Origin of the sequence: Megasphaera stantonii (assembly GCF_003367905.1) — a bacterium.
GTDB classification, from domain to species: Bacteria; Bacillota; Negativicutes; order Veillonellales; family Megasphaeraceae; genus Megasphaera; species Megasphaera stantonii.
The window spans coordinates 2,413,168-2,427,873 of record NZ_CP029462.1 but is presented as its reverse complement, the minus strand read 5'-3'; the positions used below and the strand labels follow the sequence as shown (position 1 = coordinate 2,427,873).

Sequence of the window (14,706 nt, the reverse complement as noted above, 5' to 3'; positions counted from 1 at the left end):
ATTACGTTCCTTTCTCTAAGAGTTCGTCTACTTTAACAGTTAATAGCCGGGATACACCCCGTTCTTCCATCGTCACGCCCTGCAGCGTATTGGCAGCTTCCATCGTCTTGCGGCGGTGCGTAATGACGATGAACTGCGTCGCGCCGCTGTAATTTTTCAAATAGCAGGCCATGCGCTCGACGTTGGCCTCGTCCAGGGCCGCGTCCACTTCGTCGACGAGGCAGAACGGCGCCGGATGATAGGCCAGGAAGGCCAGGAGCAGGGCGATGACCGTCAGAGCCCGTTCGCCGCCAGACAACAAGGACAGCTGCTGCTTTTTCTTTCCCGGCGGCTGAATCATGATCTCGATGCCGGCGTTCAGCACGTCCTGCTCGTCCGTCAGCACGGCCTTAGCCTGGCCGCCGCCGAAGAGGCGGCTGAAAATCTGCTGAAAATGGCCGCCGATCTCACCGAGGGCCTGGCGGAACTGGGCCGTCATGGCGTCGTCGATTTCGGCGACGATGTCCTCCAGCTTGGCCCTCGATTCCTGCAAATCGGCGCATTGCTTCTGGTAAAATTCCTGCTGCGCCAGGGCCGCCCGGTATTCTTCCTCGGCGTTGCCGTTGATCTGCCCCAGATCGGCAATGCGCCGCTTCAAGTCGGCCACGCGGTCGTGGAGCTCTTTCAGCGAGCCGTCGCGCCGCCGTTCCATCGCTTCCTGCCGCGTCAGCCCCTGCAGGGCCAGCAGTTCTTCGCCGCGGCGTATGTCGCCGCTGTATTTTTCCAGCTGCACGTTGGCGGCGCTGAGGCGCTCGCTGCACAGCCGTTCCCGTTCCCGCAGCTCCGCCAGGGATTGCTCCAGCGTCTGGCTTTGCCGGAAGTTTTCTTCCCTGTCACGGTAAAATTCTTCTTTTTCCGCATCCTTCTGCTGCGTTTCCCGTTCTTTCAATGCAATCTTTTCCGTCAATTCCTGCAGCAGCGTTTCCGTTTCCGTCAAGCGGGCCCGCCATTCGCGCCGCCGGTCGGACAGCCCTTCGCCGTCGCGGCCGTGCTGCGCCGTTTCTTCGCCGTGCCGGCGCATCTGCTCTCCCGCCTGGCGTACCTGTTCTTCCAGCGTCGCCACGGCAATCTGCCGCTCCGTCAGGGCTTGGCGGCATTCCTCCGCTTCCTGCAAGGCCGCCGTCCGCGCCGCTTCCAATTCCTGCGTATTTTCTGCCGGCGTCTGTTCCAGGACGGCCAACACCTCTTCCTGCCGCACCAGCTCGGCCTGCATATCGGCCCGTACCTGCTGCAGCTGCTCAGCCTGCCCGTCGAGGCGCTGCAGCTCTTCCTGAGCCTTCTCTGCCTCCTGCCGGGCCGACGCTGCTTGCCACTGCCGCTTCTGCAGCTCTACCTGCAGCGTACGGCTTTGCTCATCCTGTTTATCAAGGTTTCGTTTCAGCTCTTCTGCTTTGCAGCGCATCTCGCGTCCCTGGGCAGCCGTCTGTTCCTTTGCCGCCCGAAGCTGGACGGCCTGTTCCTTTAATTCTTCCAGCAAGGCCCTCCGGCTGATCAGGGAGCCCTCCTTGCCCTTCAGGCTGCCGCCGGTCAAAGAACCGCCGGCGTTGAACTGCGTGCCGTCCAGGCAGACGATGCGCAGACGGTATCCATATTTCCGCGCCGTCCGGGAACCTGCATCCACCGAATCGGCGACGAGGGTCTTTCCCAGGAGCGACGCAAAAATACCTGCATAGGCCGCGTCATAGGTCAAAATATCGCTGGCAAAGCCGACGATACCCGGTTCTTGGGATGCCGTTTCTTCGTCGCGAGTCCGCCGGCGTTCCTTCACCGTATCAAGGGGCAGAAACGTCGTCCGGCCGGCATGACGGTCTTTTAAATAGGCAATAGCGGCCTTTGCTGTCTGTTCGTCTTCCGTCACGATGTATCGGGACGCCGCGCCTAGAGCAACGTCCAGCGCCGCGGCGTAGGCCGGCGGTATGCGGCACAGTTCTCCGACGAGGCCGCACACCTGGCGTCTCCAGCCTGTCTTGGCGTCCAAAACGGCCTTAGCCGGACGGCCTGCCCCTTCGTGCTCCTGCTCCATACTTTCCAGCACGCGGATGCGCTGAGCCAGCGCGTCTTCCTGACCTCGCTGGCGGCGGTACGTATCTTCTATGCGCTGCAGCGCCTGCGCAGCTTCTTCCCATTGGCTGCGGCTGGACGCTGCAGCCCCTTCAGCCGCTGACGCTTCTTGCCGCAGGGCTTCTTCCTGCGCCGCCGCGTCGCCGCAGCGCCGCTCGGCTTCTTTCCGCGCCGCCTGCTGCGCCCCTACGGCCCGCTGCAGCTCATCGCAGCGTTCTCCATTTTCCTGCAGGCGCCGCCGCAGTTCTTCTGCATCGCGCCGCAGGACAAACAGCTTCTGCTGGCGGTCCGAATTAGACGCAGTTACCTTTTCCAGCTCAGCCGCAGCCTGACGGGCCTGCTCTTCCGCCTTGCCGAACAGGGCCTGCGTCAGGGCCAGGCCTTTCCTGGCCGCAGCCAGCTCCGCCGTCTTCTGAGCCGACAATTCCTGCAATTCCAGGCCGCGCTTGGCAGCGTCTTCCTTCTTTTTCTGCCAGTCCCGTTCTTCCCGATCCAGCTCCGCTCCTCTTTCCTTCAGCACTTCCTTGCGCTGGACGAAAGCTTCGCGGCGGCTTTTCATGCCGTCCAGTTCAGTATGGACCTGTCGGGCTTCGCTGTCGAGTCGCCGCATCGTCTCCCCTTCCCGCTCCATAGCGGCCATCAGGGTACTGCGCTTCTCTTCGGCTTCGGCCAACGCCTTCACGACGTCCTGCCGTTCTGTCAGCACGGCCAGGCGGTTGTTTTCCGCCTTTTCCAGCAAGCGTTCGCAGTTGCGCAGCTCCTGCAGGGTCAGAGTCCCTTCATAGGATATGCGCTCTGCATCTAACTGGCGAAAGGTTTGTAATGTTTCGGCCTGTTCCTTCATGGGCCCCAGGCGTTCCTCCAGCATAGCCATCATGTCGCGGATACGCTCGACGTTTCGCTCCGTCTCGGCGATTTTCCGCAGGCCTTCCTGCTTGCGGCCCTTATAGCGGCTGATGCCGGCCGCCTCTTCAAAGATAATGCGCCGGTCTTCGGGCTTGCTGTTCAGGATACGGTCGACGCGGTTCTGCCCGATGACGGCCATGGAATCCTGCCCGATGCCCGTATCGGCAAAGAGCATGTGAATGTCCTTCATCCGGCAGGGCCGCTTGTTGATGTAATACTCGCTGTCGCCGGAGCGGAACAGGCGCCGCGTCACGACGACTTCTGCAAAGTCTACGTCCAGCGTGCCGTCGCTGTTGTCAAAATACAGCGACACCTCCGCCGCCCCCTGGGGCCGCCGCCTTTCCGTACCGGCAAAAATGACATCTTCCGCCTTCTGCCCGCGGAGCTGGCGCACGTTTTGCTCGCCCATGACCCAGCGGACGGCGTCGGAAATATTGCTCTTGCCGCTTCCGTTCGGCCCGACAATCGCCGTTATGCCTTTGTCAAATACCAGTGTCGTTTTGTCTGCGAAGGATTTAAATCCCCGCAGCTCCATTTTCACTAATCGCAATGGACCGTTCCTCTTTCCTCGCGGCAGTTTTCTTAAAACAATACAATAAGGTTATAATATATGATAGGAACAACCATACCCAGCGTATAATCGGCCACCTTGAGCTTCGTCAAGCCCATCATGTTCAAGGCGATAGCCAGGATCATGACGTTGCCTACGGCGCTGAGCTCGCGGATGACATCGGGCGTCATGAGGGGCGACAGCAGGGACGCCGCGGCATACACGGCCAGCTCGTATACGATGATGACGATGCCTACCGGCACGGCGCCCACTCCGTACAACGCTCCGAAAATAAAGGCCGATATGCCGTCAATGGTAGATTTCAAATATAAGAGCGTCGTATCTCCTAAAAGAGCTGCCTGAATAGGCCCTAAAATAGCCATCGCGCCGACGACCTGCATGACCGACAAGGTGACGAAGGCCTCGACAAAGTTCGAATCGCCGCCGGCTTTCATGCGGTTCCGCAGCCAAAGGCCGAAGGACTGCATCCGGTCTTCGATAGCCAACACCGTCCCAACGGCCACGCCGATGGCGATGGACAACACCATGAGCAGTATGTTTTCCGTTTGAATGGCGCCCTGAATCGCCATGACGGCCAGGCACAGACCGATGGCCGAAAAGACGGCCTTCGATACGTGCTCCGGCACGCCCTTCTTCAATATGACGCCCAGCACGGCGCCCAAAGCGGTCGCTGCCCCGTTGATAATTACAGCAATCACAATATATCCCCCTTTTGCTGCTTCCGCAGCTTCTCTGTACGTATCTTTCGAATTCCTTCGCCTCGCGGCGCGTCTTGCAAAAAGATATACTTACTCATTATAACAAATTCTCTCTTGTTCGTGTAGTCTATTCTCTGCCTTCGCCGCGGCGGACGGCCAGCCTCTTCCATTTCCCCGTTTACCCTAAATTTACAGTTCATTTCGTTTAAAATCTGCCCCTTTCCCTTGACTTGATAGATATTTATGATTATATTAGAATTTGGATTCGAAAGTCCGCTAAACTAAGAGGAAACGGAGAAGCGCCATGATTCAAGTATACAAACACAATAACGGCCACCTGGAAAATAATATTTCCCTGGTGTCTGCGGAAAAAGGCTCATGGATCGACGTCGTAAATCCCGATTCGGAAGACTTACAGCTCGTATCGATGGTAACGGAAATCCCGACGGACGTGCTGAAGACCGCTCTGGATACGGAAGAACGTTCTCACGTAGAATTAGAAGACAACTACATCTTCGTCGTCATCAACATCCCGATTATTCTGGAAACGGACAGCTACGACACCTTGCCGCTGGGCATCTTTATCACGCCCGATTTCATCATCACCCTGTGCATCCAGGAAACGGAAGTCATGCGCGCGTTCACGGAAAATAAATATCCTCTGTTTTATACCTTCAAAAAAACGCGTTTCTTGTTCCAGATACTCTATCGCTCGGCCACGTTGTTCCTAAAATACCTGATGCAGATTAACCACCGCACCGACGATATCGAAGATATCCTGCGCCATTCCATGCGCAACAAGGAATTCTTCCTCTTATTGGAATTACAGAAGTCCCTGACCTACTTTACGTCGGCCCTGCGGGGCAACGGCATCGTCATGGAGCGTCTCATGCGCCTGCGCCGCAACACGTCTCTCCATCACCTGCTGAAAATGTACGAAGAAGATGAGGACCTGCTGGAAGACGTCATCATCGAAAACAAGCAGGCTATCGAAATGGTTGAAATGTATTCCAACATCCTCATGAGCATGTCCGATACGTTCGCCTCTATCATTTCCAACAACCTGAACATCGTCATGAAATTCCTGGCCTCCATCACGATTATCCTGGCCGTGCCGACGATTATCTTCAGTTTTTGGGGCATCAACGTCCCCCTGCCCTTCGCCAACAACGTCATGGGTTTCGTATACGTCATCGCCATCGCCTTTTTCTGCGCCCTCTGCGCCGTCTTCATGCTGTGGCGAAAGGATTTATTCTGACAGACCGCCTATACACTGCAAAAGCTGGCCTCGCCGCTGCCGAAACAGGCAGCCGGCGATGACCAGCTTTTTTGTCTGCATATATTTAAGTATATTATTGTCCGGCCGTCATGCTCTTGATCGGCTCAAAGCTGCGCCGATGGATGGGACAGGGGCCGTACTGCCGTATGGCGTCGACGTGGCGCTGCGTCAAATAGCCTTTATGGACGGCAAATCCGTACTGAGGATAAGCCTCGTCGTATTCCATCATGACCCGGTCCCTCGTCACCTTGGCGATAATCGAAGCCGCCGCAATAGACGCGCTCTGGCTGTCGCCGTGGACGACGGACTGATGAGGTACCGTCAGATCCTTCAAGGGCATGGCGTCGATGAGGACGGCTTCCGCCGGCACAGCAAGGCCCGCCGCCGCTTCATACATGCCCTGCATCGTCGCGTGGTAAATGTCGAGGGCATCGATTTCCAGCTCCGACTTGGCAACGCACGACACGGCCACGGCTTCAGCCATGATTTTATCATACAAAGCGTCCCGTTTCGCCGCCGACAGCTTTTTGCTGTCGTTTAATCCGGGACATTCCCAGTAAGGCGGCAGGATGACGGCGGCTACCATGACCGGCCCGGCCACGGGGCCCCGCCCGGCTTCGTCGATGCCGGCGACGTGGTATATGCCGTCGTTATAATAGGCCGTTTCCAGGGAATACATGTGCATGACTCGTTCCCGTTCGGCTTCTTCCTTCATCTTGCGGCGGATATAGGTATCCGCTAATTTTTGTACGGAAAGGCGGCGGTCTTCCTTCATAGTCTGCAGCAGGGCCATGACGTCGTCGGGATTCTGCTCCAGCAGGGCTTTAATATCAGCCGTCTTTAGCTGCCCGATGTCGATCATGATTCTCCGCCCCCACACGCTTCGCCGCAGCGGTCCAGGGAAATCAAGCCGATTTTGCCTTCGCGGTATTCCTTCAAAATGAGCTTATAAGTCTTCTCCATGTCGACGACGCCGCCTGATACGATGCAGCCACGCTTGCGGCCGATGGCTTCGATCGTTTCCAAGGGCGCAGCTCCCAGCGCGTCCAGCTTAAATCTCGCCAGCAATTCGTCGGCGTAGAACTGGCTCAATTCTTCGATGAGCTGGGTAATGACCGTTTCCATGTCGAATACCGTGTCGGAAATGGCCCCTGTCGCGGCCAGCCGATAGGCGCTGACCTGATTTTCCAGCTTAGGCCACAATACGCCCGGCGTGTCGAGAAGGTCGAGCTGATCGCCGATGTGAACCCACTGCTTGCCCTTCGTTTCGCCCGGCTTGTCGGCTGTCTTGGCGGCGCTGCGCCGGGCCAGCTTGTTGATGAGCGTCGACTTGCCTACGTTGGGAATGCCGAGGATCATCGTCCGCACGGAACGGTTCTTCAGTCCCCGGGCCCGCCAATGGGCCAGCTTCGGTTCAGCCAGCTTACGTACCAGGGCGACAAGCTGCTTGACGCCTTTGCCGTCTTTGCTGTTTAAGGGCAGCACGATGCGTCCTTGCTCCTTATAATACTGCACCCATTCCTTGACCATGTCCGGGTCGGCCAGATCGGCCTTGTTCATGACGACGACCGACGGCTTCTGGCCGATGAGGCTGGCTATCATGGGGTTGGTGCTGCTCATGGGGATGCGGGCGTCGACGAGCTCGATGACAACGTCGATGACCTTCAGATTTGCTTCTATCAGCCGCCTGGCTTTCGCCATGTGGCCGGGATACCAGTTGATAATCATAACGTACCTCTCTTTTGTCTGTGTTTCGTTTCTATTGTAGGAGATTCTGTCCCTGCCGTCAACTAGCAGCCGGTCTTCGCACGCCTTGTCCGCCGCGCCGGTCCCTTCCGCTTAAAACGCGAAAATCAATTCTGCCCGCGTCTGTTCTTCCGGATCAGCCATGCCGCCGGCCTTGGCTTCCGTAGCGAAGGACTGCATGACGCTGAACATGGCGTTCTTGGCAAATACATAGTCGACGCCGACGCCCCATGACGTCAGATTGTCCATCTGCGAGGCGAAGCGCCACGACGTCGTAAAGCCGCCGAGCCAGGTACCGTCTTCTGCATCGATGTATTCCGTCCAGATATCCCACGATTTCGGGATTGCCATGCTTGATTTCCCGTACATCAGGCGGCCGATGAACAAGTCGGCAGAGCCGTCGTCGTGCGTATATTTCGTATCATGGTTTAAGTTCGTGCGTTCATACTGAGCCAATACATTCCATTTCGAGCCGATGTTGACGCTGGCATAGGCGCCCCACAAGGAGTCGGCGTTAAAATCCCTGTTGGCTTCTCCGTTCCCAGTCGTATTGAAATCATTATAATATACGCCGGCAGCCGAATCGCTGCCAAAAAAAGCTTCGATTTCGCCGTAGCCGGTCTTTACGCCGTTGATGGAATCATCGCCTTGGACGCTGCCGGCCATGACATTCCCCTTTTTGAATTTGCCGTAGCCCGCCGTAAGAGCAAATGTATCCCCATGGTACTGCCCTTCTATGCGGTCGAAGATATCGCTGTACGTGTAACCATAGCTGCGCGGGCCGCCGATCTTGTATATATCCGTCCGGCCAAGGCTCAGATAAAAGGAATCCGCCTCGTAGTCGACTTTGAGGGCGTCGGCAAAGGCGTCGTTCGTGCCGCCGCTGACCGCGCCGTTTTCACTGAAGCTCTGCCAGTCCGAGCTGATGCTTACGGTGGCTTTCAGCCGTTCGTCGAGCTGTGCCTGTCCGCGAAGGCGGATGCGGTAATCCCAGGAATCGTCATTTTCCTTGCCGACGCGGCTGCCTGCAGAATTCTGATAGCGATAGCGGAAGCGGGCGTCGCCGCTGAACTTCACATTGCCGACCTTGTTCTCTAAAGCCGCGACGCGAAGGCCGAGGCGGTTCAGCTCTTCGGCGTACTCGTCGGCCAGCTTGTGAATCACGGCCCGCTGTTCTACCGACGCCCTGTCCATATGAGCCATGGCCTTAGCGACCATTTCAGCCGCTTCATACCGCGTAATGGAACGGTTTCCCTGAAAATAATTTCCGTCTACGCCCTGAATCACGCCGGCCTCAGCCAGCTCCGCCACAGAGCGGTAAGCCCAGCTGTCGGCAGGCACGTCGGCAAAGGGATTGGCAGCACCGGCACTCGTCATGCCCATTGTCAGGATACTGGCCGCCGCCATAGCGATTAGTTTCTTCATCATGTATAACCCTCATTTCAAACGTATAGTGCGTTCTATCTCCACTCCGTACGCAGCATTTCCAGCCGTCGCATGCCACGCGGCTTGTACGCCTTATGAAGACACAACGCTACTTATTTTGCCTGATATATCCGCTCTTGTCAACTATGAAATGAGAAAAAGTATGGCCAGACGAACCGTTTTGTAATAGGAAAAGGACATGCCCTGCACGGGCATGCCCTAACGTATATCCTATGCTATTATCCTTTGCGCGTAGCCGTCAGTTCCTGAATATGAGCGACGACTTCGTCGACCGGTTTTGCGCCGAGATCGCCTTTTGCTCTGTCACGGAGGGACAAGGTATTCGTTTCGATTTCCTTGTCGCCGATGATAGCCATGTACGGAACCTTTTCCATCTGGGCCTTGCGAATCTTGTAGCCGATCTTTTCGTTGCTTTCGTCTACTTCTACGCGGATGCCCAGCTTCTTGAATTTCTTGCGCAGTTCCAAAGCATAGGCCAAATGCTTATCGGAAATGGGCAGGAATTTGATCTGTACCGGAGCGAGCCATACGGGGAAGGCTCCAGCATAGTTTTCGATGAGGATGCCCAGGAAGCGTTCGATGCTGCCGAAGCAGGTACGGTGTACCATGACCGGGCGATGCTTCTGGCCGTCTTCGCCGACATAGGTCATGTCGAAGCGTTCCGGCATGAGCATATCGAGCTGAATCGTACCGCACTGCCAAGTACGGCCGATGGAATCCTTGACGTGGAAGTCGAGCTTTGGACCGTAGAAAGCGCCGTCGCCTTCGTTGACCTGGTACGGAATGTTTCTGTCTTCCAATACCTTGCGCAGGGTGCTCGTCGCTAATTCCCAAATTTCGTCGGAGCCCATGGAGTCTTCCGGACGAGTGGACAATTCGACGCGGTATTCCAAGCCGAATACGTTGTAAGCCTTGTCAAACAAGTCGATAACGCCGGAAATTTCTTCTTCCATCTGGCTCGGCAGCATGAAGATGTGGGCGTCGTCCTGGGTGAAGCAGCGAACGCGGAACAAGCCGTGGAGGGCGCCGTGGAGCTCATGGCGGTGAACCAGGCCTAATTCAGCCATCCGCATGGGGAAATCACGATAACTATGGACGTCGCTCTTATATACGAGGATACCGCCGGGGCAGTTCATCGGCTTAATCGCGTACGGTTCGTCGTCGATAGTCGTGAAGTACATATTGTCACGGTAATGATCCCAGTGACCGGACTGTTCCCACAGGTGGCGGCTCAGGATCGTCGGCGTGCTGATTTCGTCGTATTCCGCTTCATCGTGCAGTTCATACCAGAATTTGAGCAGCGTCTTGCGGAGAACCATGCCTTTTGCGTGGAAGAACGGGAAGCCCGGGCCTTCTTCGTGGAAGCTGAACAAGTCGAGCTGCTTGCCCAATTTACGATGGTCACGCTTTTCCGCTTCAGCCAGCATGTGCAGATATGCATCCAAGTCGTCTTTCTTTTCGAAAGCCGTGCCGTAAATACGCTGAAGCATCTTATTATGTTCATCGCCGCGCCAGTACGCACCGGCCACCGTCAGCAGCTTAAAAGCTTTGACCCGGCCCGTCGTTTCGCAGTGCGGTCCTGCGCACAAATCGACGAAATCTCCCTGGCGGTATAAGGAAATCTGTTCGCCCTCCGGCAGGTCTTCAATCAATTCTACCTTGTAGTCCTGACCGGCGTCTTTAAACATTTTCAGCGCTTCGTCGCGGGATACGACTTCTTTCGTCAAAGCGAGATTTTCTTTGACGATTTTTTCCATTTCTGCTTCGATGGAGGCGAAATCTTCCTGCGTAAACCGGTGTTCCGTATCGAAATCGTAGTAAAAACCGTTTTCGATGGACGGGCCGATAGCGAGTTTAACATCCTTGAACAAACGCTGAACGGCCTGCGCCATGATATGGGATGCCGTATGGCGGAGCGTGTCCTTCCCTTCCTGGGCGTCAAAAGTCAGGAATTCAACGGTAGAACCGTCGACGATGGTTTCCCGCAAATCCGTTACGTCTCCATTGACTTTCGCTACCAATACTTTCTTAGCCAAGCTGTTGCTCAGCTCTTTTGCGGCATCATACAACGAAATGCCGTCGGCAAATACTTTTTTGCTGCCGTCTTTTAACACTAATTCTGCCATAATACATCCTCCTTAATAAAAAAGCTCCCGTCCTCAAGGGACGAGAGCATGCTCACGTGGTTCCACCCTAGTTCATCAGTAAAATACCGATGTACTCAAACGCTATAACGTGGCGACCGAACCGCCGTACTGCAACTTCCGGCGATTAGCTCCAAGGGGGTAACACTTTCACGCTTTAAGGACACTCACACCAACTATGCCCCTCTCTGATAAAGCCGCTGAAAATATCATGTCCTTTTCAAGGCTTGTTACATATTTCTATGTATGCGTAAATTATACGACGTGCGATGTACCTTGTCAAGAAACTTTAGTCTTTTTTTACTTCAAATTAAGAACTTAAAGAACTGCAGCTACGTAAAAAGGACTGCCCGAAGACAGTCCTTTTTTAGGCTTATGGAAATCTAGGTATTATGCCATACCTTTGGCTGCTTTAATAGCTGCTGTGAGTTTGGGAACTACTTCGAAAGCGTCGCCAACGATACCGTAGTCGCAAACTTTGAAGATCGGAGCATCTTCGTCTTTGTTGATAGCGATGATGCAGTCAGAACCCGTCATGCCTGCCAAGTGCTGAATAGCACCGGAAATAGCGCAAGCGATGTAGAGTTTCGGGCCAACAGTCTTACCTGTCTGGCCAACCTGATGGAGAGCGTCGATCCAGCCAGCGTCAACAGCTGCACGGGATGCGCCGACAGCGCCGCCCAATACGTCTGCCAATTCTTTCAGGATACCGCCGCCAACAAACGGTTCAGCGCCGTTCATGCCGCGGCCGCCGGCAACGATAACGTCAGCTTCTTCGATCTTAACGCCTTCGCCGCCCATTTTAATGAGTTCAACGAATTTCGTCATGAAGTCAGCGTCGGAAAGTTTTGCTTCCATTTCGATAACTTCGCCTGTAGCGCTCGGATCAGCTTCCGGTTTTTTGAATACGTTCGGACGAACAGTACCCATCTGCGGACGGTTATCCGGGCAAATGATTTCAGCCATGATGTTGCCGCCCAAAGCCGGACGAGTCCAAACGATCGTCTTGCCGTCTTCGTCAACGGAAAGACCCGTGCAGTCAGCCGTCAAGCCCGTTTTCAGGGAGTTAGCGACGCGGGGGCCGAGATCGCGGCCGATGTTCGTAGCGCCTACGAGGAATACGTTCGGTTTAACTTCATGGAAGAAGTCGCACAGAACTTTAGAGTAAGCCGTTGTGTTGTAGTTAGCCAATTTTTCATCGTCATATACATATACTTTGTGAGCGCCATGAGCGATGAGTTCCTGTGCCAACGGTTTTACGTTATAACCAATCAGTACCGCACCTACTTCGTCACCGATGCCGTCAGCCAATTTACGGCCCTGGCCCAACAGTTCGAAAGATACGTTACGTAATTTGCCTTCGAATTGTTCAGCGATTACATATACGCCTTTGTATTCTGCTAAATCCATTTTCACTGTTCCTCCTTAGAAATTAGATGATTTTGTTTTCAGTCAATTTAGCCATCAACTGATCTACTGCTACCTGGGCGTCTTCTTCGTTAATAACGAGACCCTGTGTTCTCTGAGGCGGTGTGAAAATCTTACGAACTTTTGTCGGAGAACCGCTCAAACCAATCTGAGATTCGTCAGCGTTGATGTCAGCAGCAGACAATTCAGGAATTTCACGACGTTTTGCTTTCATCGTACCACGGATGGTCGGGAAGCGCGGTTCGTTCAATTCTTTAACGGCTGTAATCAAAACGGGGAACTGAGCTTCCGTTACGATGTAGCCTTCTTCGTTCTGCTGTTTAACCGTTACAGTCGTGCCTTCAACTTTGATTTCGGCAGCATATGTAATCTGAGGAATGCCGAGTTCGCAAGCGATCTGCGGGCCAACCTGAGCCGTGTCGCCGTCGATAGCCTGTTTGCCGCAAAGGATGATATCGAACTGTTCGATGCCTTTGAGTTCAGCAACTTTTTTAACAGCCTGAGCCAGGCAATAACCTGTAGCCAATGTATCAGAGCCGCCAACTTTGCGGTCTGTCAGGAGATAAGCGTCGTCAGCGCCCATTGCCAGAGCTTCGCGCAATACGTCTTTTGCCTGCGGGGGACCCATGGAAAGGACAGTAACCTTTGCACCCTGATTGTCCTTCAACTGCAAAGCTGCTTCCAAAGCGTTCTGGTCAAAGGGGTTGAAAATGTTAGGAACACCAGCACGAATGACGGTATGTTTTACGGGGTCAATCTTAACTTCTGCTGTGTCCGGAACTTGTTTGACACATACCAATATTTCCATTTACGTTTGCCTCCTAAAAAAAGTATCTTTTTATTCAACAGGCTTGGTCTTTTCAGACCAAGCCCGTATCATAAACCTTAAAAATTGCTTACCGCAACAAAGCGCCGGATGTTACCATCAACTGAACTTCGTTGGTGCCTTCATAGATCTGAGTGATCTTAGCGTCACGCATATGACGAGCAACCGGATATTCTTCGCTGTAGCCATAGCCGCCGAAGATCTGAACAGCTTCAACGGAAACTTCCATAGCTACGTCGGAAGCGAATCTCTTAGCGATAGCAGCGTCAACCGTGAACGGCTGGCCTTCGTGTTTCAAGAAAGCAGCTTTGTAAACGAGGTTACGAGCAGCTTCAATCTTCATCTTCATGTCAGCCAGTTTGAAGGAAACGGACTGGAATTTGCAAAGCGGTTTGCCGAACTGAACACGCTGTTTGGAGTATTCAACTGCATCGTTCAAAGCAGCTTCTGCAATGCCGAGAGCCTGAGCAGCAACGCCGATACGGCCGCCGTCCAAGGTCATCATAGCAACTTTGAAGCCTTTGCCTTCGCCGCCGAGGAGGTTTTCTTTCGGAACTTTTACGTTCTGGAATACTAATTCCATCGTCTGGGAAGTATGGATGCCCAATTTGTCTTCTTTCTTGCCGAATGTGAAGCCTTCCCAGCCTTTTTCGATGATGAAGGCGCTGATGCCCTTCGTGCCCTGGGATTTATCGGTCATAGCGAATACGATGTAAACGTCAGCTTCGCCGGCATTCGTGATGAATACTTTGGAGCCATTCAGGATGTAGTCGCCGTTTTCGTCTTTCGTAGCAACGGTCTGCTGGCCGGAAGCGTCAGTACCAGCGTTCGGTTCTGTCAAGCCGAAAGCGCCGAGTTTCGTGCCTTCGATCAAGCCGGGCAGGTATTTTTCTTTCTGTTCTTCCGTACCAAACTGCCAAATCGGGTTGATGCAGAGGGATACGTGAGCGGACAATGTGATGGACATACCAGCGTCATATTTAGCCAATTCTTCAACGGCCAGGATATAGCTCAATACGTCGCATTCAGCGCCGCCGTATTTTTCTTCGAAATAAGCGCCAGCCAAGCCGAGGCTGAGCATTTCGTCAACGAGAGCACGGTCGAAAATACCCTGATGGTCGCGTTCCGTAATCGTCGGGGCCAATTTCTTTTCGCCAAAGTCTTTAGCCAATTTTACAAATTCCTGTTGTACGTCTGTCAAGTTAAAATTCATGATACTTCCACTCTCCTTAAATAATAGTGTGAATAGTGAAACGTTCCCGTGCAGTGCATACTGTTTGGGGCACATATACACAACCTTTAAGTGCTTACACCTGAATTGTACAACTTTTCACATGTTAAATCAATAGCAAATCCCGCCTAAGGCAGAATATAGCTATGCCTTTTTGTAATCATTAACTTTTAATCAGACTTTTTCGGACTACCTGTGAAAATGTGTAAAAAACATCTTGACAAATGCCGAAATGGTTCAACTGTGAAATAGGTATACCGTTCTTCGTTCTGTCCCCCTGCAGCACAGAGATACCCTGCAGAGATGAATTTGTTCCACCTTTAACATTACG

The 14,706-nt window shown here is 53.9% G+C and carries 10 protein-coding genes and 1 other annotated feature; of the genes, 1 reads left to right on the top strand and 9 read right to left on the bottom strand.

Annotated elements, in window-relative coordinates; genetic code table 11:
• Window position 1: 1 nt before the first annotated feature.
• Both smc and DKB62_RS11470 read right to left on the bottom strand, forming a co-directional pair.
• Window positions 2-3,547: a chromosome segregation protein SMC gene (gene smc / locus DKB62_RS11475; protein WP_232818724.1), complete on the bottom strand. Its 3,546-nt coding sequence runs from the start codon at window positions 3,545-3,547 to the stop codon at window positions 2-4.
• A 41-nt stretch (window positions 3,548-3,588) separates the two neighbouring features.
• On the bottom strand, window positions 3,589-4,275 hold the full coding sequence (locus DKB62_RS11470) for a DUF554 domain-containing protein (protein ID WP_087477531.1): 687 nt from the start codon (window positions 4,273-4,275) through the stop codon (window positions 3,589-3,591).
• Between the two features lie 304 nt (window positions 4,276-4,579).
• Here DKB62_RS11470 and DKB62_RS11460 point away from each other — a divergent pair, with 304 nt between their 5' ends.
• Window positions 4,580-5,533 carry a magnesium transporter CorA family protein gene (locus DKB62_RS11460; RefSeq protein ID WP_087477532.1) on the top strand — a complete coding sequence of 318 codons (954 nt, stop codon included), beginning with the start codon at window positions 4,580-4,582 and terminating at the stop codon, window positions 5,531-5,533.
• 94 nt (window positions 5,534-5,627) lie between these two features.
• Here the strand turns inward: DKB62_RS11460 and DKB62_RS11455 are convergent, their stop codons facing one another.
• From DKB62_RS11455 to DKB62_RS11425, 7 genes are all read right to left on the bottom strand, one after another.
• On the bottom strand, window positions 5,628-6,416 hold the full coding sequence (locus tag DKB62_RS11455) for a ribonuclease HII (protein ID WP_107195287.1): 789 nt from the start codon (window positions 6,414-6,416) through the stop codon (window positions 5,628-5,630).
• Window positions 6,413-7,282 (bottom strand): ribosome biogenesis GTPase YlqF, encoded by an 870-nt coding sequence (gene ylqF / locus DKB62_RS11450; RefSeq protein ID WP_107195288.1) that lies wholly within the window; start codon window positions 7,280-7,282, stop codon window positions 6,413-6,415. Before ylqF ends, DKB62_RS11455 begins: the two co-directional genes overlap by 4 nt.
• A 111-nt stretch (window positions 7,283-7,393) precedes the next feature.
• Window positions 7,394-8,728 (bottom strand): S-layer homology domain-containing protein, encoded by a 1,335-nt coding sequence (locus tag DKB62_RS11445; protein WP_331225467.1) that lies wholly within the window; start codon window positions 8,726-8,728, stop codon window positions 7,394-7,396.
• A gap of 236 nt (window positions 8,729-8,964) precedes the next feature.
• A complete protein-coding gene (gene thrS / locus DKB62_RS11440) occupies window positions 8,965-10,872 on the bottom strand; it encodes a threonine--tRNA ligase (RefSeq protein WP_107195289.1) in 1,908 nt (635 codons plus the stop codon).
• A 33-nt stretch (window positions 10,873-10,905) separates the two neighbouring features.
• Window positions 10,906-11,123, bottom strand: a binding site (T-box leader).
• A gap of 157 nt (window positions 11,124-11,280) precedes the next feature.
• A complete protein-coding gene (locus tag DKB62_RS11435; RefSeq protein ID WP_107195290.1) occupies window positions 11,281-12,300 on the bottom strand; it encodes an electron transfer flavoprotein subunit alpha/FixB family protein in 1,020 nt (339 codons plus the stop codon).
• Window positions 12,301-12,322: 22 nt separating this feature from the next.
• Entirely contained in the window at window positions 12,323-13,126 is an 804-nt protein-coding gene (locus tag DKB62_RS11430) for an electron transfer flavoprotein subunit beta/FixA family protein (protein ID WP_087477537.1), read from the bottom strand.
• A gap of 88 nt (window positions 13,127-13,214) precedes the next feature.
• Window positions 13,215-14,357, bottom strand: coding sequence for an acyl-CoA dehydrogenase (locus DKB62_RS11425; protein ID WP_107195291.1), 1,143 nt, complete (start codon window positions 14,355-14,357; stop codon window positions 13,215-13,217).
• Window positions 14,358-14,706 lie beyond the last annotated feature (349 nt).